A 16475-nucleotide genomic window follows, 5' to 3' on the forward strand; every position below is an offset into this window, starting at 1 on the left:
CGACAACGCGGCGAGCGCGCGTGCCAGGCGTCGCGAGCCTGGGGGCACCTCCCACGCCCTTAGGGCAGTGGGGGAGGGACTTTCGAAACACGCCCTAGTGGCCCGAAGTCGCCTTGAGCCCCACCACGGCGACGAGCAGCAGGCACACGAAGAAGATCCGGGCGGCGGTCGCCGGTTCACCCAGCACCACCATGCCGAGCACCGCCGCACCGGCCGCACCGATCCCCACCCACACGCCGTAGGCGGTGCCGATGGGCAGCGAGCGGGTGGCGTACGACAGCAGCAGCATGCTGGCAACGATGCCGGCGCCGGTGAACAGGCTGGGGACGAGACGGGTGAAGCCGTCGGTGTACTTCATGCCGACCGCCCAGGCGACTTCGAGCAGACCGGCGAGAACGAGCAGGACCCACGCCACGGTGAGCACCTCCGGGAGACGACGTCGACGGATACGGGGGTGCGTCGTCTTTGCCTGCGTCATCCCGGTACGGCGCGTCTCGTCGGGCGTCGTCCACGCTAGCAAACGGACGGGAGGGGGCCGGTGACCAAGGTCACCGGCCCCCTCCGTCCGTCGGGATCCGTCTCAGAGATACAGGCCCGTGGAGTCCTCCGAGCCCTCGAAGCGGTCCGCGGCCACCGCGTGCAGGTCGCGCTCACGCATCAGCGAGTACGCGATGCCCCGCACCTCCACCTCGGCCCGGTCCTCCGGGTCGAACAGGACCCGGTCGCCCGGCTCCACGGTCCGTACGTTCTGCCCCACCGCGACGACCTCGGCCCACGCCAGCCGACGGCCCACCGCCGCCGTCGCCGGGATCAGGATCCCGCCGCCGGATCGGCGCTCGCCCTCGCCGGCGTCCTGCCGGACGAGGACACGGTCGTGCAGCATCCGGATGGGGAGCTTGTCGTGCTGGGTGCTGTGCTCGCTTCTGTTACCGCTCACGCCTTCGAACCTACCTGCCTCGGCCGGACGGGGACGCCGTCGGGTCAGCCCTTGCGACGCCGGGTGCTCAGGGCCAGCAGCCCCACCACGCCGACCACGACCAGGGCGAGGGGCACGACCCGCTCCAGCCGCGGGGCGCCCTCCTCGTCCACCAACTGCGCCCGCACATCGCTCACAGCCCGGTTGACCTGCACATAGGCCCTTCCGAGCGTGTGGTCGACGTTGGCGACGACCTTGGCCTTGGCGTCCCCGACGATCGTCTTGGGGTGCACCCGCACCCCGATCTCGTCGAGCGTCTCGGCCAGGGTTTCACGGCGGCGCCTGATGTCCGCCTCGATCTGCGCCGGGGTTCTGGTGTCCGACGTGTCCGCCACGGTGGGGCCTCCGAAGTGAGCCGACGTTCGTACTTGGTGTGGACAGTCTGTCAGCTCCGTCCACGACCGCACCGTCAGGACCCCCGGTTACGCTGGTCCGATGAGCGAGCGACTCCAGCCCGGGGACGTGGCCCCCGCCTTCACCCTCCCCGACGCCGACGGCAACGCGGTGTCCCTGTCGGACCGCAAGGGCCGCAAGGTCATCGTCTACTTCTACCCGGCCGCGCTGACCCCCGGCTGCACCAAGCAGGCCTGCGACTTCACCGACAACCTCGACGTGCTGGCCGGCGCGGGGTACGACGTCATCGGGGTCTCCCCGGACAGCCCCGAGAAGCTGGGCAAGTTCCGCGACAAGGAATCCCTGCGGGTCACGCTGCTGGCCGACCCCGAGAAGAAGGTCCTCGACGCGTACGGCGCCTACGGCGAGAAGAAGAACTACGGCAAGACGTATCTGGGCGTCATCCGCTCCACGATCGTGGTGGACGAGGAGGGCAAGGTGGAACGGGCCCTGTACAACGTCCGCGCCACAGGCCACGTCGCCAAGATCATCAAAGACCTGGGCATCTGAGCAGCCGACCCACCCGACCCCGAGGCCCGCTCCGCCCCCGGCGCGGGCCTCACCCGTCCCGCGTGACCGTCCGATAAACGGTTCGTTACTCCGTACGAGACCACGAACGGGTGGTCGGGGACGGAGGGGATTCCGTGAAGGCAGGGAATGCGTCGCAACGATCGGACGTGTACAGCCGGGAACGGCTCGCGTCAGAGGTTGCCGAAGCTCGCAGCTGGGCGGACTTGATGCGGCGGCTCGGTCTCGCACCGAGTGGCGGCCGGCGGCGGGTACTGCAGGAGAAGGTTGCCGGTCTCGGACTCGACACGAGCCACTTCGTCAAGCGCAGCCCCTGGCGCAAATATCCCGATGCCGCCATCGCAGAAGCTGCCGCCTCGTCGTCGTCTCTTCGGGAAGTGGTTCTGAAGCTGGGCGCCGTCCCCGCAACGGGAACCCTCTCCCACATCCGACGCCGCATCGCCGCCGCGGGAATCGACATCAGCCATTTCCCTGGTATTGATCGCCTCGGAACGGACCTGCCTTTCACACCGGAAGAGCTGCGGGTGGCCGCGGCGGAAGCCAGCAGCGTGCGTGACGCAGCGCGCGCACTGGGCGTTCCCGACGACAGCCGCTCCCGGGCGGCGCTGGGCCGCATGCTGGCCGCCCACCGCATCGACGTCAGCCACTTTTCCCACCGGCGGACGGCCGTCCCCGAAGACGAGCTGCGCACCCTGGTAGCGAAAGCCACCAGTTATGCGGACGTCATGCGCGGTCTCGGCATGGAGGTCGACGACACCAATCACCGCCGCGTAAGGCGCGCCGCTTCACGCCTCGAACTCGACACCAGCCACTTCAGGCGCAGGTCATGGGCGCAGCCGGAACGCCCGGCTCCCGCACCGGTCGCGCATCGAGTGCTGGTCGTGCTGCCGGAGCAGGCCGGGCGGACGAACAGGACCCGCCTTCACCAGGCTCTGACCGAGATCGGGGTGCCGTACGCATGTGCGGAGTGCGGCAACACCGGAGAATGGCGAGGACGCCCGATCACTTTGCAGATCGACCACGTCAATGGGAACTGGCGAGACAATCGCCGTGCGAACCTGCGTTATCTCTGTCCCAACTGCCATGCGCTGACGGACACGTGGTGTCGCCGGAAAGCTGGTGCGCCCTCGCCGGACGACACGGCGGCCCCGTACACTGAGTGCCGTCGGTCGAGCGTGATGACCGTTTTTGAGCGGCCGTGATGGAATTTGGCAGTCATGCTGGTTTTAGGTACCAGTGGGTTCACACCCGTGTGGGTTCGAGTCCCACCGGCCGCACCTGCAAAGGGGCCGCCCGACCAGGCGGCCCCTTACTCGTGCCCGCTCAGCCCAGCAGTTCCCGTACCGCCGGTACCAGGGCGCGGAAGGCCTTTCCTCGGTGGCTGATCGCGTTCTTCTGCTCCGGGGACAGTTCCGCGCAGGTGCGGGTCTCGCCCTCGGGGACGAGGATCGGGTCGTAGCCGAAGCCGTTCGTGCCGGTGGGGGTGTGGCGCAGGGTGCCCCTCAACCGGCCTTCCACCACGCGTTCCGTGCCGTCCGGCAGGGCCAGGGCCGCCGCGCAGGCGAAGTGGGCGCCGCGGTGTTCCTCGGCGATGTCGGAGAGCTGGGCCAGCAGGAGGTCCAGGTTGGCCTTGTCGTCGCCGTGGCGGCCGGACCAGCGGGCCGAGAGGATGCCGGGGGCGCCGCCCAGGACGTCGACGCAGAGGCCGGAGTCGTCGGCGACGGCGGGCAGGCCGGTGGCGCGGGCGAGGGCGTGGGCCTTGAGGAGGGCGTTCTCGGCGAAGGTGACGCCGGTCTCCTTGACGTCGGGGACGTCGGGGTAGGCCTCCGCGCCGACGAGGTCGTGGGGCAGTCCTGCGTCGGCGAGGATCGACCTGAGTTCGGTGATCTTTCCGGCGTTGCGGGTGGCGAGGATCAGGCGGGTCATGGCCCCCAGTATCGCGGGGCCGCCCGGCGTGCGCGGCGGCGGCCGGCTCCGTCCGTCGCTACGGCGTGCAGACCTTCGTCAGTTCGCCCGCCGCGTCGGTGACGGGGCTGAGGTCGGGGGTCGCGTCGCCGTTCTTGACGGTGGTGCGGACGTTCCTGACGGCGGTGGTCAGGTCGTCCACCGCCTTGTCGACGTCGGCGTCGTCGGTGGTGTCGCCGATCTTGGTGAGGTTCTTGTCGATGGAGTCGAGGGACTCCTCGAGTTGGGTGGGGTCGTCGGAGGCGTTCTGCACGGCCTGCTGGAGCTCGGTGACGCTGTCGGCGATGGCGTCGGCGGTCTGGACGCAGTCCAGCGCCTTGTTGACGGCGTCGCAGCCGGTGGTGAGCGCGGCCGTGAGTGCGAACACCGCTGCGGCTGCGGCGGTTGCGGCGATACGGCGACGTCGGCGTCGGCTCTCGGCCATGGTGTTGGTCCTCCCCTTGCACAGCCCCGAGGGCCCCGTGCGCTGACTGGCCGGGCGTGCGGCGGTGAGCCGTGCGCCCGTACCCCTTAGACGCGAGCGCGGGCGGCCTGGTTGCCCGTCCCGGCCGCCCGTCCCGGCCAGTCCTGCTTCGTGCGCCTCTGTGCTTTCGGCCCTACCGTTCGAGGACGGCGTCGAGTGCCGTGCGCTGGAGGGCGGCGAGTTCCTTGCATCCCGAAACGGCGAGGTCCAGGAGGGAGTTGAGCTCGTCGCGGGCGAACGGCTCGGCTTCTGCGGTGCCCTGGACCTCGACGAAGCGGCCGTCGCCGGTGCAGACGACGTTCATGTCGGTCTCGGCGCGGACGTCTTCCTCGTAGCAGAGGTCGAGGAGGGGGATCGCGCCGACGATGCCGACGGAGACGGCGGAGACGGTGCCGGTGAGGGGCTGGCGGCCGGCTTTGATGAGCTTCTTGCCCTGGGCCCAGGTGATCGCGTCGGCGAGGGCGACGTACGCGCCGGTGATGGCCGCGGTGCGGGTGCCGCCGTCGGCCTGGAGGACGTCGCAGTCGAGGACGACGGTGTTCTCGCCGAGTGCCTTGTAGTCGATCACGGCGCGCAGGGAGCGGCCGATGAGGCGGCTGATCTCGTGGGTGCGGCCGCCGATCTTGCCGCGGACGGACTCGCGGTCGCCGCGGGTGTTGGTGGCGCGGGGCAGCATGGAGTATTCGGCGGTGACCCAGCCTTCGCCGCTTCCCTTGCGCCAGCGGGGGACGCCTTCGGTGACGGAGGCGGTGCAGAAGACTTTGGTGTCGCCGAAGGAGATGAGGACGGAGCCCTCGGCGTGCTTGCTCCAGCCGCGTTCGATGGTGACTGGGCGGAGCTGATCGGGCGTGCGGCCGTCGATTCGAGACATGCCGTCGAGCCTAGCGGGAGGAGCGGAGCGCGACGGGCCCCTCCCGGGGATGGGAGGGGCCCGTCAGCGGTGGTCGGCGGGGTTCACATCATGTCTTCGATCTCGGCCGCGATGGGGTCGGCGTCGGTGCCGATGACGACCTGGATGGCGGTGCCCATCTTGACGACGCCGTGGGCGCCGGCGGCCTTCAGGGCGGCGTCGTCGACCAGCGAGGGGTCGGAGACCTCGGTGCGCAGGCGCGTGATGCAGCCTTCGATCTCCTCGATGTTGTCGATGCCGCCGAGCCCGGCGACGATCTTCTCAGCCTTGCTGGCCATGTTCGGTCTCCCTGAATTCCCTGGTGTGCGAACCGTTTTGTCGCAGTAACCCACAGTTGGCCCAACTTCGCGAGCGATCGCGTCGTGGATGCCGAAGGATGGCGGCACAGTGACGTAATCGTCGGTAGCTGGTCTACACCACCTGACAGGCGGTCGCCAAACCATGAGTGCCGAGAGTGCCGGAAGTGCCGCGCGGGGGCAGGTGAGTCCCGCGCGCGCTCGCTGGAACGGTCTGTTCCAGGGGCTGCAGAAGATGGGTCGCAGCCTCCAGCTCCCGATCGCGGTGCTGCCGGCCGCCGGCATCCTCAACCGGCTGGGCCAGCCGGATGTGTTCGGGGACGAGGGGCTGGGCTGGACGAACGTCTCCAGGGTGATGGTGGGGGCGGGCGGGGCGCTGCTCGACGGGCAGTTGGGGCTGCCGCTGCTGTTCTGCGTGGGCGTGGCGATCGGGATGGCGAGGAAGGCCGACGGTTCGACGGCGCTCGCGGCGGTGGTGGGTTTCCTCGTCTACTACAACGTGCTGCGGCAGTTCCCTCAGGACTGCCCCGGGGGGTCGAAGGCGGTGCCGGGCATCGGCTGCCAGGCGACGCTGGACGGGACGGTGACGGCGTTCACCTATCAGAACCCGGGGGTGTTCGGCGGCATCGTGATGGGTCTGACGGCCGCCTATTTCTGGCAGCGGTTCCATCGGACGCGGCTGGTGGACTGGCTGGGCTTCTTCAACGGGCGGCGGCTGGTGCCGATCATCATGGCGTTCGTGGCGATCGCGTTCGCGGCGCTGTGTCTGTGGGTGTGGCCGCCGATCGGCAGCGGGCTGGAGAGTTTCAGCGACTGGCTGGACGGTCTGGACGCCTGGGGCGCGGGCATCTTCGGTGTGGCGAACCGGGCGCTGCTGGTGATCGGGCTGCACCAGTTCCTGAACGTGCCCATCTGGTTCCAGTTCGGCAGTTACACCAAGCCGGACGGGACGGTGGTGCACGGTGACATCAACATGTTCCTGGCGGGTGATCCGGACGCGGGGCAGTTCACCTCGGGGTTCTTCCCGATCATGATGTTCGCGCTGCCGGCGGCGGCTCTGGCGATCACGCACACCGCGCGTCCGGAGCGGCGCAAGGAGGTCGGCGGGCTGATGCTGTCGGTGGCGCTGACGTCTTTCGTCACGGGGATCACGGAGCCGATCGAGTACTCGTTCCTGTTCGTGGCGCCGCTGCTGTACGCGCTGCACGCGGTGCTGACGGGTGTGTCGATGGCGGTGACCTGGGGGCTGGGGGTGCACGACGGGTTCAGTTTCTCGGCGGGTCTCATCGACTACGTCATCAACTGGAACCTGGCGACGAAGCCGTGGGCGATCGTCCCGATCGGTCTGTGCTTCGCGGCCGTGTACTACGTCGTCTTCCGGTTCGCGATCACGAGGTTCGACCTGAAGACTCCGGGGCGTGAGGCGGAGGAGGAGCGGGAGGACGCCACCAAGGCCTGAGGGGCGAGCGAGGCCCGTCCCACCGTGCCCCCGGACCACCGGTCCGGGGGCCTTTCGGTGTGCCCGGCGGGGTGCTTCGCCGGCCTCGGCGGGGCGGGTCGCGGCGGGCGTCGGGCGTAGCGGTTCTGTGATGGTTCCGGCGGTTCCTTATCCCGCCTTCATCGTGCTACAACAGGTCTACACCACCCAGTGGTTTAGACCAGAGACGCTGCCGTCCCTTCCCCTTGTCCCGGACGGCGCCTTGCCCTCCCGGCCTGCGTCCGGGGGTCTCAGGAGGAGAATGTGACCACGGCCAGCGCCGCTCCCGCGGCTGAGAAGAAGAAGGGCGCCGGTGTGATGGCCGTGCTCCAGCGCATCGGGCGCAGCCTGATGCTGCCGGTGGCCGTGCTGCCCGCCGCCGCCCTCCTGGTGCGCCTGGGCAACGACGACATGCTCGGGCGCTCGTCGTTCCCCACCTTCCTCACGAAGATCGCGGGGTTCATGGCGGCGGGCGGCAACGCGATCCTCGACAACATGGCGCTGCTGTTCGCCGTCGGCATCGCGATCGGCTTCGCCAAGAAGTCGGACGGCTCCACGGCGCTCGCCGCGGTCGTCGGCTACCTGGTCTTCAAGAACGTGCTCGGCACGTTCACCGACAAGAACCTGCCGAAGGTGGCACAGGCCGTCGACGGCAAGGTCGTCATGGTGGACGCGCCGGTCGACGCGAAGGTGCTCGGCGGTGTGGTGATGGGCCTCGTGGTCGCGCTGCTCTACCAGCGGTTCCACCGCACGAAGCTGCCGGACTGGGCGGGCTTCTTCGGCGGCCGCCGGCTGGTGCCGATCCTGTCGGCGTTCGCGGGCCTGGTCATCGGCATCGTCTTCGGCTACATATGGCCCGTGCTGGGCACCGGTCTGCACAACTTCGGCGAGTGGCTGGTCGGTTCGGGCGCCGTGGGCGCCGGTGTCTTCGGTGTCGCCAACCGCGCGCTGATCCCGATCGGCATGCACCACCTGCTGAACTCGTTCCCGTGGTTCCAGGCGGGCGAGTACGAGGGCAAGAGCGGTGACATCGGACGGTTCCTGGCCGGCGACCCGACGGCGGGCCAGTTCATGACGGGCTTCTTCCCGATCATGATGTTCGGCCTTCCGGCGGCCTGCCTCGCCATCTGGCACTGTGCCCGTCCGGAGCGCCGCAAGGTGGTCGGCGGCATGATGTTCTCGATCGCGCTGACGTCGTTCGTCACGGGTGTGACCGAGCCGATCGAGTTCACGTTCATGTTCATCGCGCCCGTCCTGTACGCCATCCACGCGGTGCTCACCGGTGTCTCGCTCGCGCTGACCTGGGCGCTGGGCATGAAGGACGGCTTCGGCTTCTCGGCCGGCGCGGTGGACTTCTTCCTGAACCTGGGCATCGCGACGAACCCGTGGGGTCTGATGCTGGTGGGCCTGTGCTTCGGGGCGGTCTACTACGGGGTCTTCCGCTTCGCGATCGTCAAGTTCAACCTGCCCACTCCGGGCCGTGAGTCCGACGAGGAGCTGGCGGAGATTCAGAAGGCGGAAGCCAAGTAGGAGGCTTTCCGGCTCCGGCCCGGCCCGGCCCGGCTCGCGCGCCCGTCCCGTGTGACGGACCTCGCGTGGGCCGGGCCGGTGTCAGATCTCGTACGACACTCTGGGCACCGCCAGTTCCACCGGGCCGGTGAAGGTCTCGCGGGCGTCGGCGAGGTTGGCCTCGGGGTCGGTCCACGGGGGGATGTGGGTGAGGACCAGGCGGCGGGCGCCCGCCCGGGTCGCCGTCTCTCCCGCCTCGCGGCCGTTGAGGTGCAGGTCCGGGATGCTTTCCTTGCCGTGCGTGAAGGCGGCCTCGCACAGGAACAGGTCGGCGTCGCGGGCCAGTTCGTCGAGCGCCGGGCTGACTCCGGTGTCGCCGGAGTAGGTCAGCGCCTTGCCGCCGTGTTCGACGCGGATGCCGTAGGCCTCCACCGGGTGGGCCACGCGTTCGGTGTGCACCGTGAAGGGGCCGATGTCGAAGGTGGACGGCTTGACCGTGTGGAAGTCGAACACCTCGCTCATGGAGGAGGCGGAGGGGGTGTCGGCGTAGGCCGTGGTGAGGCGGTGCTCGGTGCCCTCCGGGCCGTAGACGGGGAGGGGGTCGCAGCGTCCGCCGTCGTGGCGGTAGTAGCGCGCCACGAAGTACGCGCACATGTCGATGCAGTGGTCGGCGTGCAGATGGCTCAGGAAGATCGCGTCGAGGTCGTAGAGACCGCAGTGGCGCTGCAGCTCGCCCAGGGCGCCGTTGCCCATGTCGAGGAGCAGCCGGAAGCCGTCGGCCTCGACGAGGTAGCTCGAGCAGGCCGATTCCGCGGACGGGAACGACCCTGAGCAGCCGACGACGGTGAGCTTCATAAAGCAGAAACCTCCGCTGGCGGGGATCCGAGGGATACGGGGAAGGACCGGGGACGAAAAGGGGCGTGACGGGGTGGCGACAGGGGTTGTGCGGTCCGTCGAGCGTAAGGCGCGAAACCCTCGGTAGCTCCTCCGCCAGGGGCCGTTGTGGGCGAACTCACCTGTGCTGTCACCGGTATGGCTGGACGCCGGGCGCGTGAGACGCGCGGGACGGGCTCCTTGCGCTATGAGCGCCCGACCCGGACGGGCACGGCGCATGGGCCCAGGAGGCGCGGCTGCGTGCGCGCCCCGGTAACGTCGTGCCCATGGACACGTCCTGGTGGCTGGCGCTCGCGGCGGTGGTACTGCTGGCGCTCGTCGCCACGCTCGTCGACGGCTGGGGGCGCGGGCGGCGGCCCGCGGGGCGGCGGACCCGGCCTCCGGGGCGGCCGACGCGGGGGCGCGGCAAGGCGGGGCGGCCGCGGCCGGCGGAGATCTGGTGGGCGAACGTGCCCTTCGAGGACGGGCCGGGTGCGAAGGACCGGCCGTGTCTGGTGCTGGTGGTGCGCGGGGACCGGGTGACCGTAGCGAAGATCACCAGCAGGTACCGCGACGAGCGGCCCGGGGTGATCCCGCTGCCGCCGGGCGCGGTGGGGGACGCCCAGGGCCGGCCGAGCTTCCTGGAGACGGACGAGCTGCGTCAGGTCCGGGTCGCGGACTTCAGGCGACGCGTCGGCGTGGTGGACCCGGCCCTGTGGGACCAGGTCCGTCATCTGACGCGTTAGCAGACGCATGGCTCGGTATCCGCATCGTGCGGCTCACGCCCAGAGTTGGCCCTGGAGCGTCTCGATGGCTTCTTCCGTAGTCGCGGCGGTGTAGACGCCGGTGGAGAGGTACTTCCAGCCGCCGTCGGCCACCACGAACACGATGTCCGCGCTCTCGCCGGCCTTCAGCGCCTTCATGCCGACGCCGATCGCGGCGTGCAGCGCGGCGCCGGTGGAGACGCCGGCGAAGATGCCTTCCTGCTGGAGCAGTTCGCGGGTGCGGGTGACCGCGTCGGCGGAGCCGACGGAGAACCGGGTGGTCAGGACGGAGGCGTCGTACAGCTCGGGTACGAAGCCCTCGTCGAGGTTGCGCAGGCCGTAGACCAGGTCGTCGTAGCGTGGCTCGGCGGCGACGATCCGGACGTCGGGCTTGTGCTCGCGCAGGTAGCGGCCGACGCCCATGAGCGTCCCCGTGGTGCCCAGGCCCGCGACGAAGTGGGTGACGGAGGGGAGGTCGGCGAGGATCTCCGGGCCGGTGGTGGCGTAGTGGGCGCCCGCGTTGTCGGGGTTGCCGTACTGGTAGAGCATCACCCAGTCGGGGTGCTCGGCGGAGAGCTCCTTGGCGACGCGTACGGCGGTGTTGGAGCCGCCCGCGGCCGGGGAGGAGATGATCTCCGCGCCCCACATGGCGAGCAGGTCGCGGCGTTCCTGCGAGGTGTTCTCGGGCATCACGCAGACGATGCGGTACCCCTTGAGCTTGGCCGCCATGGCGAGGGAGATGCCGGTGTTGCCGCTGGTCGGCTCCAGGATGGTGCAGCCGGGGGTGAGGCGGCCGTCCTTCTCCGCCTGTTCGATCATGTGCAGGGCGGGGCGGTCCTTGACCGAGCCGGTGGGGTTCCTGTCCTCCAGCTTCGCCCAGATGCGGACGTCGGCGGACGGCGACAGCCGCGGCAGGCGCACCAGAGGGGTGTTGCCCACCGCGGCCAGCGGGGAGTCGTAACGCATGGGCGCCGGATGCCCGTCAGGCCATGCCGCCGGCCACGGCCGGCAGGATCGTCACGGTGTCGCCGTCGGCGAGCTTGGTGTTGATGCCGTCGACGAAACGGACGTCCTCGTCGTTGAGGTACACGTTGACGAAGCGGCGCAGCTGGCCGTCGTCCACGATGCGGGCCTGGATGCCCGAGTGCCGGCTCTCGAGGTCGGTGAACAGGTCGGCGAGGGTGTCGCCGCTGCCCTCCACCGCCTTCTGACCGTCGGTGTACTGGCGGAGGATGGTGGGGATGCGGACCTCGATGGCCATGATGCGGCTCCTGTCGGAAGTGGTCGGATCGGTGGGCGCACGGCAGCGCGGGTCGGGCAGGGTGATGCGGCGCGCCGCGGGCTCACGGGCCGTACGGCGGCAGGGCGTGCGTCAACAGATGGCGCTGGCGAGCCTGCACAGGTCGACGTGCAGCCGCGCCACGAGCAGCGCTCCGGGCGTCCTGTCGCTCACGTCGTTCACAACCATGGGCTCATCGTATCGATTCCCGACCCGTCCCCCGGAGGGTGATCCCACATCGTGGACCGAATCGGGTCGGTGGGTGAGACCGCCTGCGTCTTTCGGCCGGTGGGCGGGGTCGCGCCGGTCAGTACGCCTCGACGATCCGGACCTCTTCCTCGGTCACCTGGCCCTCGACGATGCGGAAGGAGCGGAACTGGAACTCGCCCGCGCCGTCGGTGTCGGCGGTGGAGACGAGGACGTAGTGCGCGCCGGGTTCGCCCGCGTAGGAGATGTCGGTGCGGGAGGGGTAGGCCTCGGTCGCGGTGTGGGAGTGGTAGACGATCACCGGCTCCTCGTCGCGGTCGTCCATCTCGCGGTAGAGCTTGAGCAGGTCCCCGGAGTCGAACTCGTAGAACGTGGGGGACATGGCCGCGTTGAGCATCGGGACGAACCGCTCGGGGCGGTCGGATCCGGCCGGTCCCGCGACGACGCCGCACGCCTCGTCGGGGTGGTCCTTGCGCGCGTGCGCGACGATCTTGTCGACGAGGTCCTGGGTGAGGGTCAGCATGGTCGCCAGGATAGACACAAGGGGCCTCCTCGTACCGAGGTGCGGTACGAGGAGGCCCACATGGTGGACGCCCTGAGCGGCGGCCGCAGGGAGCGCCACGAGTGTTCCCTGGGGCCGGGCGTCCTGTGCGGTGGTCAGCCCACCTTCTCCGGCTGCGGCTCGCGGTCGGCGATCTGCGGGTTGCGCGACTTCAGCACGGCCCAGCCGATACCGAGGGCGACGGCCCAGCCGGCCATCACGTAGAGGCAGACGCGGGAGTCGGCGTCGTAGGCGATCAGGCCGGTGACGAAGAGGAGGAAGGCGATGGCGACGTAGGAGCACTTCGCGCCGCCCGGCGCCGGGAAGGACGAGGCGGGCAGGCGGCCCGCGTCGACGGCGCGGCGGTACAGGACGTGACTGATCAGGATCATCAGCCAGGTCCAGATGCCGGCCGCGGTGGCGACGGAGGTGACGTAGCCGAAGGCCTTCTCCGGGACCACGTAGTTCAGGACCACGCCGATGCCCATGAAGAGGACGGAGACGGTGATGCCGAAGGCCGGGGTCTTGGTCGAGGACAGCTTCTTGAAGGCCCTGGGGGCCTCGCCGCTCTCGGCCAGGTTGCGCAGCATGCGGCCGGTGGAGTACATGCCCGAGTTGCAGGAGGACAGGGCGGCGGTGAGCACCACGAAGTTGACGATGCCCGCGCCGGCCGGAATGCCGATCTTGGCGAAGGCGGCCACGAACGGGCTGACGCCGGGCGCGAACTCGGTCCACTTCACCACGCACAGGATGACGGTGAGCGCGCCGACGTAGAACAGCGCGATACGCCACGGCAGGGTGTTGATCGCCTTGGGGAGGGTCTTCTCCGGGTCCTCCGACTCGCCGGCGGTGACGCCGACCAGCTCGACGGCGAGGTAGGCGAACATGACGCCCTGCAGGGTCATGAGGGACGAGCCGATGCCCTTGGGGAAGAAGCCGTCGAAGGCCCACAGGTTGGAGACGGCGGCGGTGTCGCCGGCGGAGCTGAAGCCGAAGGTCAGGACGCCGAGGCCGATGACGATCATGCCGATGAGGGCGGTGACCTTGACCATCGAGAACCAGAACTCCAGCTCGCCGAAGAGCTTCACGGAGATCAGGTTGACCCCGAAGAGGACCACCAGGAAGACCAGGGCGGTCACCCATTGCGGGATCTGCGGGAACCAGTAGTTGACGTAGATCGCGGCCGCCGTGAGCTCGGCCATGCCGGTGACGACCCACATCAGCCAGTACGTCCAGCCGGTGAAGTAGCCGAAGAACGGGCCGAGGAACTCACGGGAGTACTCGGCGAAGGAGCCCGAGACGGGGCGGTAGAGCAGGAGCTCGCCGAGCGCCCGCATGATGAAGAAGATGATCACGCCGGCGAGGGCGTACATGAAGATGAGACTGGGACCGGCCTTGGCGATGTTCGCCCCGGCTCCCAGGAACAGGCCGACGCCGATGGCGCCGCCGATGGCGATCATCTGGACCTGGCGGCTGCCGAGGCCGCGCTCGTACCCCTCTTCGGCCCCCTGCGGAGCCTTGTCCGTGCCGACCTGTGCGGAGGTCATGTATGTGCGCCTTTCTCCATGCCGACCGGGCCTCTCGTCGGCCTCGGATCGGGTTTCGATCCCCCCGGATGATGGAGCTGAGCGGGCTTCGCGGGCCCGCCCGTGCCTGGCCGGCGATCAACCGGCTCGGTGGCGCACCCGGCGGAACATAAGGGTGGTGTTCGCCGGGCGGTCGTGAAGATTTATCACGGCCGTAACAGTGATCACCCGAGGCGGCTGTGGCACATCGCACAAGAAGAAGCGGTCAAACAGGGCACAAAAGGGACACAGTCGGCCACGCCGGTGACGCGATCGTTATCCGGATTTGAGCGTCCGCTGAGCGAACACGGAATCGCCACATACGCGGCGAAACCATCACACGCTCAGAGCATGAACGTGGAGACGAGCGTCTCCTGGAGCCCGCCCAGCCACAGATACGCCATCACCATCGGCTTACGGGGATCGTCGTCCGGCAGCCGGTACAGCAGATCGGTGTCGTCCTCGTCGGCGATGTCCAGCCGGGAGCCGATCGCGAGGCGCAGGTCGTTGAGCGCGCCGAGCCACTGCCGGGACGCGGCGGGCGACAGTTCGAGCACCGCGCCGCCCTCGCTCCCGACCGTCAGCTCGTCCAGCGAGCGCACCACGGCCAGGGCGTTCTCCCGCTTGCCGGCCCTCAGGTCGTTCTCGGTGTAGCGGCGGAACTCGGAGGAGTGGGCCCGCTGCTCCTCCGCCTCGCGCGGCCCGGGGGTGGCCTCGGGGTCGGTGTAGGCGTCGGGGAAGAGCCGCCTGAGCACCGGGTCGGCGGGGGGCTCGCTCGGCCCCTCCGCGAACAGCTCGGCGAGCGGGTCGTCCGGGGCGTCCTCCGCGGGGCCGGGGCCGATCAGCTCCAGGAGCTGCACGGCCAGCGACCGGATGATGGAGATCTCGACGTCGTCGAGGGCGACGGCCGCGCCGCCGCCGGGGAGCGGTTCGAAGTGTCCTGGCATCAGTGAGGTGACTACTTCCGGTCCTGCTGGAGGGTGGCCCACAGACCGTAGCCGTGCATCGCCTGCACGTCGCGTTCCATCTCCTCGCGAGTGCCGCTGGAGACGACCGCCCGGCCCTTGTGGTGGACGTCGAGCATGAGCTTGGTGGCCTTGTCCTTGGAGTAGCCGAAGTACGTCTGGAAGACGTACGTCACGTAGCTCATCAGGTTGACCGGGTCGTTGTGGACGATCGTGACCCAGGGGACGTCCGGCTCGGGGACGGCGAAGACCTCCTCCGCCGACTCGGTGCGTTCGATCTCTACGGGCGCGGGTGACGTCACAGGCCCCATGCTGCCACGCCCCGCTGAAATCGTCACACCGACGAAAAGGGGGTACGATGCGCCTCATGAACACAGCGGACCTTGGGCTGCCGGTGGATGTTCCCTCGACGGCGCTCTTCACGGACCAGTACGAGTTGACGATGCTGCAGGCCGCGCTCAAGGCGGGCACCGCCGGGCGGCGCAGCGTGTTCGAGGTCTTCACCCGGCGACTTCCGGAAGGACGGCGCTACGGCGTGGTCGCCGGCACCGGGCGGGTCCTGGACGCCGTCGAGAACTTCCGTTTCGATCCGGGCCTCCTCGGCTTCCTGCGGGAGCGGAGGATCGTCGACGAGGCGACCCTGGAATGGCTCGGCTCGTACCGCTTCTCGGGTGACGTCTGGGGCTACCCCGAGGGGGAGGTGTACTTCCCGGGCTCGCCGATCATGCGGGTCGAGGGCACCTTCGCCGAATGCGTGCTGCTGGAGACCGTGATCCTTTCCATCCTCAACCACGACTCCGCGATCGCGGCCGCCGCCTCCCGGATGGCCTCGGCCGCCGGGGGCCGCCCGCTGATCGAGATGGGCGCCCGCCGCACCCACGAGCTGGCCGCCGTCGCCGCCTCCCGCGCCGCCTACGTCGGCGGCTTCGCCACCACCTCCGACCTCGCCGCCGGCTTCCGCTACGGCATCCCCACCGTGGGCACCAGCGCCCACGCCTTCACCCTGCTGCACGACACCGAGCGCGACGCCTTCCAGGCCCAGGTGGACACCCTGGGCCGGGGCACCACGCTCCTGGTGGACACCTACGACGTCACCGAGGCCGTCCGCACCGCGGTGGAGGTCGCCGGGCCCGAGCTGGGCGCCGTGCGCATCGACTCCGGCGACCTGCTGCTCGTCGCGCACCGGGTGCGCCAGCAGCTGGACGAGCTGGGCGCCACGCACACCAAGATCGTCGTGACCTCGGACCTGGACGAGTACGCCATCGCCTCGCTGGCGGCGGCCCCCGTGGACGCGTACGGCGTCGGCACCCAGCTGGTGACCGGGTCCGGGCACCCCACGGCCTCGATGGTCTACAAGCTGGTCGCCCGCGCCGAGTCCGACGACCCCGGGGCGCCGCTGGTGCCGGTGGCGAAGAAGTCCACCGGCGGCAAGACCTCGATCGGCGGCCGCAAGTGGGCCGCGCGACGCCTGGACGCCCACGGGGTGGCGGAGGCGGAGGTCGTCGGCACCGGCGCCGTGCCCGCGGAGCTCGCGGACCGGCAGCTGCTGGTGGAGCTGGTCAAGGGCGGCGAGGTCGTCGGCCGCGAGCCGCTGGACGCCGTCCGCGACCGCCACGCGGCCGTCCGCTCCCGGCTCCCGCTCTCCGCGGCCCAGCTCTCGCGCGGGGAACCCGTGCTCGCGACGGAGTACGTCCAAGGGCCCTCGGGTAGCTAAACGGCGGGACGGCCCGTGCGGGACCGGCCCGCCGTCTCCCGCACCGGGGC

General features: G+C 69.8%; 21 protein-coding genes, 1 tRNA gene and 1 riboswitch. Of the genes, 7 read left to right on the top strand and 15 right to left on the bottom strand.

The genetic code is table 11. The annotated features are described in order from the left end of the window. Window positions 1–94: 94 nt before the first annotated feature. The 3 genes from sugE to ACIRS4_RS29210 all read right to left on the bottom strand — a co-directional run bounded on the left by sugE (window position 95) and on the right by ACIRS4_RS29210 (window position 1311). A complete protein-coding gene (gene sugE / locus ACIRS4_RS29200) occupies window positions 95–415 on the bottom strand; it encodes a quaternary ammonium compound efflux SMR transporter SugE (protein ID WP_404201687.1) in 321 nt (106 codons plus the stop codon). Window positions 416–453: 38 nt separating this feature from the next. Beyond that, window positions 454–532: riboswitch (guanidine-III (ykkC-III) riboswitch) on the bottom strand. A 48-nt stretch (window positions 533–580) separates the two neighbouring features. Further along, the gene (locus ACIRS4_RS29205; protein WP_207228680.1) at window positions 581–883 is read right to left on the bottom strand and encodes a co-chaperone GroES; all 303 of its coding nucleotides are present in this window, start codon (window positions 881–883) and stop codon (window positions 581–583) included. A gap of 98 nt (window positions 884–981) precedes the next feature. Continuing rightward, window positions 982–1311, bottom strand: a complete 330-nt coding sequence (locus ACIRS4_RS29210; RefSeq protein WP_130436569.1) for a DUF3618 domain-containing protein — start codon at window positions 1309–1311, stop codon at window positions 982–984. Window positions 1312–1411: 100 nt separating this feature from the next. Here ACIRS4_RS29210 and bcp point away from each other — a divergent pair, with 100 nt between their 5' ends. The 3 genes from bcp (at window position 1412) to ACIRS4_RS29225 (ending at window position 3174) form a co-directional block, all read left to right on the top strand. Further along, window positions 1412–1879, top strand: coding sequence for a thioredoxin-dependent thiol peroxidase (gene bcp, locus ACIRS4_RS29215; protein ID WP_404201689.1), 468 nt, complete (start codon window positions 1412–1414; stop codon window positions 1877–1879). A gap of 167 nt (window positions 1880–2046) precedes the next feature. Continuing rightward, window positions 2047–3099 (top strand): HNH endonuclease signature motif containing protein, encoded by a 1053-nt coding sequence (locus ACIRS4_RS29220; protein WP_404201691.1) that lies wholly within the window; start codon window positions 2047–2049, stop codon window positions 3097–3099. Continuing rightward, window positions 3090–3174, top strand: a tRNA-Leu gene (locus ACIRS4_RS29225). Before ACIRS4_RS29220 ends, ACIRS4_RS29225 begins: the two co-directional genes overlap by 10 nt. Before the next feature lie 46 nt (window positions 3175–3220). On the opposite strand, the gene rdgB is transcribed toward ACIRS4_RS29225, so the two are convergent. The 4 genes from rdgB to ACIRS4_RS29245 form a co-directional block, all read right to left on the bottom strand. Further along, entirely contained in the window at window positions 3221–3823 is a 603-nt protein-coding gene (gene rdgB, locus ACIRS4_RS29230; RefSeq protein WP_404201693.1) for an RdgB/HAM1 family non-canonical purine NTP pyrophosphatase, read from the bottom strand. Between the two features lie 58 nt (window positions 3824–3881). Next, window positions 3882–4286 carry a hypothetical protein gene (locus tag ACIRS4_RS29235; RefSeq protein WP_404201695.1) on the bottom strand — a complete coding sequence of 135 codons (405 nt, stop codon included), beginning with the start codon at window positions 4284–4286 and terminating at the stop codon, window positions 3882–3884. A 172-nt stretch (window positions 4287–4458) separates the two neighbouring features. Beyond that, on the bottom strand, window positions 4459–5196 hold the full coding sequence (gene rph / locus ACIRS4_RS29240) for a ribonuclease PH (RefSeq protein ID WP_404201697.1): 738 nt from the start codon (window positions 5194–5196) through the stop codon (window positions 4459–4461). A gap of 83 nt (window positions 5197–5279) precedes the next feature. Beyond that, window positions 5280–5513, bottom strand: a complete 234-nt coding sequence (locus ACIRS4_RS29245) for a PTS glucose/sucrose transporter subunit IIB (protein WP_366010034.1) — start codon at window positions 5511–5513, stop codon at window positions 5280–5282. 163 nt (window positions 5514–5676) lie between these two features. Here ACIRS4_RS29245 and ACIRS4_RS29250 point away from each other — a divergent pair, with 163 nt between their 5' ends. Continuing rightward, window positions 5677–6990, top strand: coding sequence for a PTS transporter subunit EIIC (locus ACIRS4_RS29250; protein ID WP_404201700.1), 1314 nt, complete (start codon window positions 5677–5679; stop codon window positions 6988–6990). Window positions 6991–7272: 282 nt separating this feature from the next. After that, a complete protein-coding gene (locus ACIRS4_RS29255) occupies window positions 7273–8538 on the top strand; it encodes a PTS transporter subunit EIIC (protein WP_404201702.1) in 1266 nt (421 codons plus the stop codon). A gap of 81 nt (window positions 8539–8619) precedes the next feature. Here the strand turns inward: ACIRS4_RS29255 and ACIRS4_RS29260 are convergent, their stop codons facing one another. Further along, a complete protein-coding gene (locus ACIRS4_RS29260; RefSeq protein ID WP_351098849.1) occupies window positions 8620–9372 on the bottom strand; it encodes an MBL fold metallo-hydrolase in 753 nt (250 codons plus the stop codon). A gap of 305 nt (window positions 9373–9677) precedes the next feature. Between ACIRS4_RS29260 and ACIRS4_RS29265 the strand changes: the two genes are divergently transcribed. Next, entirely contained in the window at window positions 9678–10136 is a 459-nt protein-coding gene (locus ACIRS4_RS29265; protein ID WP_404201704.1) for a type II toxin-antitoxin system PemK/MazF family toxin, read from the top strand. A gap of 33 nt (window positions 10137–10169) precedes the next feature. On the opposite strand, the gene ACIRS4_RS29270 is transcribed toward ACIRS4_RS29265, so the two are convergent. The 7 genes from ACIRS4_RS29270 to clpS form a co-directional block, all read right to left on the bottom strand. Further along, window positions 10170–11120 carry a PLP-dependent cysteine synthase family protein gene (locus ACIRS4_RS29270; RefSeq protein ID WP_404201706.1) on the bottom strand — a complete coding sequence of 317 codons (951 nt, stop codon included), beginning with the start codon at window positions 11118–11120 and terminating at the stop codon, window positions 10170–10172. A gap of 16 nt (window positions 11121–11136) precedes the next feature. Further along, complete coding sequence (locus ACIRS4_RS29275) at window positions 11137–11415, bottom strand: MoaD/ThiS family protein (protein WP_358798185.1); 279 nt, start codon at window positions 11413–11415, stop codon at window positions 11137–11139. A 111-nt stretch (window positions 11416–11526) separates the two neighbouring features. Next, on the bottom strand, window positions 11527–11622 hold the full coding sequence (locus ACIRS4_RS29280) for a putative leader peptide (protein WP_347400473.1): 96 nt from the start codon (window positions 11620–11622) through the stop codon (window positions 11527–11529). Window positions 11623–11740: 118 nt separating this feature from the next. Continuing rightward, the gene (locus ACIRS4_RS29285; RefSeq protein WP_404201864.1) at window positions 11741–12163 is read right to left on the bottom strand and encodes a Mov34/MPN/PAD-1 family protein; all 423 of its coding nucleotides are present in this window, start codon (window positions 12161–12163) and stop codon (window positions 11741–11743) included. Window positions 12164–12297: 134 nt separating this feature from the next. Next, window positions 12298–13728, bottom strand: coding sequence for an amino acid permease (locus ACIRS4_RS29290; protein WP_404201709.1), 1431 nt, complete (start codon window positions 13726–13728; stop codon window positions 12298–12300). Between the two features lie 362 nt (window positions 13729–14090). Beyond that, the gene (locus ACIRS4_RS29295; protein WP_404201711.1) at window positions 14091–14693 is read right to left on the bottom strand and encodes a DUF2017 domain-containing protein; all 603 of its coding nucleotides are present in this window, start codon (window positions 14691–14693) and stop codon (window positions 14091–14093) included. Window positions 14694–14704: 11 nt separating this feature from the next. Then, window positions 14705–15022, bottom strand: a complete 318-nt coding sequence (clpS, locus tag ACIRS4_RS29300; RefSeq protein ID WP_058925046.1) for an ATP-dependent Clp protease adapter ClpS — start codon at window positions 15020–15022, stop codon at window positions 14705–14707. Window positions 15023–15078: 56 nt separating this feature from the next. On the opposite strand from clpS, the gene ACIRS4_RS29305 reads away from it, so the two are divergent. Continuing rightward, window positions 15079–16425, top strand: a complete 1347-nt coding sequence (locus ACIRS4_RS29305) for a nicotinate phosphoribosyltransferase (RefSeq protein ID WP_404201713.1) — start codon at window positions 15079–15081, stop codon at window positions 16423–16425. Window positions 16426–16475 lie beyond the last annotated feature (50 nt).

Source organism: Streptomyces sp. NPDC101166 (genome assembly GCF_044768125.1).
In the GTDB taxonomy this organism is placed as follows: domain Bacteria; phylum Actinomycetota; class Actinomycetes; order Streptomycetales; family Streptomycetaceae; genus Streptomyces.

Bases quoted from the DNA above. Each gene is read 5' to 3' on its own strand.
- rph (WP_404201697.1), bottom strand. From the start codon at position 5,196: ATGTCTCGAATCGACGGCCGCACGCCCGATCAGCTCCGCCCAGTCACC.
- ACIRS4_RS29305 (WP_404201713.1), top strand. From the start codon at position 15,079: ATGAACACAGCGGACCTTGGGCTGCCGGTGGATGTTCCCTCGACGGCG.
- ACIRS4_RS29235 (WP_404201695.1), bottom strand. From the start codon at position 4,286: ATGGCCGAGAGCCGACGCCGACGTCGCCGTATCGCCGCAACCGCCGCA.
- ACIRS4_RS29205 (WP_207228680.1), bottom strand. From the start codon at position 883: ATGCTGCACGACCGTGTCCTCGTCCGGCAGGACGCCGGCGAGGGCGAG.
- ACIRS4_RS29260 (WP_351098849.1), bottom strand. From the start codon at position 9,372: ATGAAGCTCACCGTCGTCGGCTGCTCAGGGTCGTTCCCGTCCGCGGAA.
- bcp (WP_404201689.1), top strand. From the start codon at position 1,412: ATGAGCGAGCGACTCCAGCCCGGGGACGTGGCCCCCGCCTTCACCCTC.
- rdgB (WP_404201693.1), bottom strand. From the start codon at position 3,823: ATGACCCGCCTGATCCTCGCCACCCGCAACGCCGGAAAGATCACCGAA.
- ACIRS4_RS29250 (WP_404201700.1), top strand. From the start codon at position 5,677: ATGAGTGCCGAGAGTGCCGGAAGTGCCGCGCGGGGGCAGGTGAGTCCC.
- ACIRS4_RS29290 (WP_404201709.1), bottom strand. From the start codon at position 13,728: ATGACCTCCGCACAGGTCGGCACGGACAAGGCTCCGCAGGGGGCCGAA.
- ACIRS4_RS29275 (WP_358798185.1), bottom strand. From the start codon at position 11,415: ATGGCCATCGAGGTCCGCATCCCCACCATCCTCCGCCAGTACACCGAC.
- clpS (WP_058925046.1), bottom strand. From the start codon at position 15,022: ATGGGGCCTGTGACGTCACCCGCGCCCGTAGAGATCGAACGCACCGAG.
- ACIRS4_RS29245 (WP_366010034.1), bottom strand. From the start codon at position 5,513: ATGGCCAGCAAGGCTGAGAAGATCGTCGCCGGGCTCGGCGGCATCGAC.
- ACIRS4_RS29295 (WP_404201711.1), bottom strand. From the start codon at position 14,693: ATGCCAGGACACTTCGAACCGCTCCCCGGCGGCGGCGCGGCCGTCGCC.
- ACIRS4_RS29280 (WP_347400473.1), bottom strand. From the start codon at position 11,622: ATGGTTGTGAACGACGTGAGCGACAGGACGCCCGGAGCGCTGCTCGTG.
- ACIRS4_RS29265 (WP_404201704.1), top strand. From the start codon at position 9,678: ATGGACACGTCCTGGTGGCTGGCGCTCGCGGCGGTGGTACTGCTGGCG.
- ACIRS4_RS29270 (WP_404201706.1), bottom strand. From the start codon at position 11,120: ATGCGTTACGACTCCCCGCTGGCCGCGGTGGGCAACACCCCTCTGGTG.
- ACIRS4_RS29285 (WP_404201864.1), bottom strand. From the start codon at position 12,163: ATGCTGACCCTCACCCAGGACCTCGTCGACAAGATCGTCGCGCACGCG.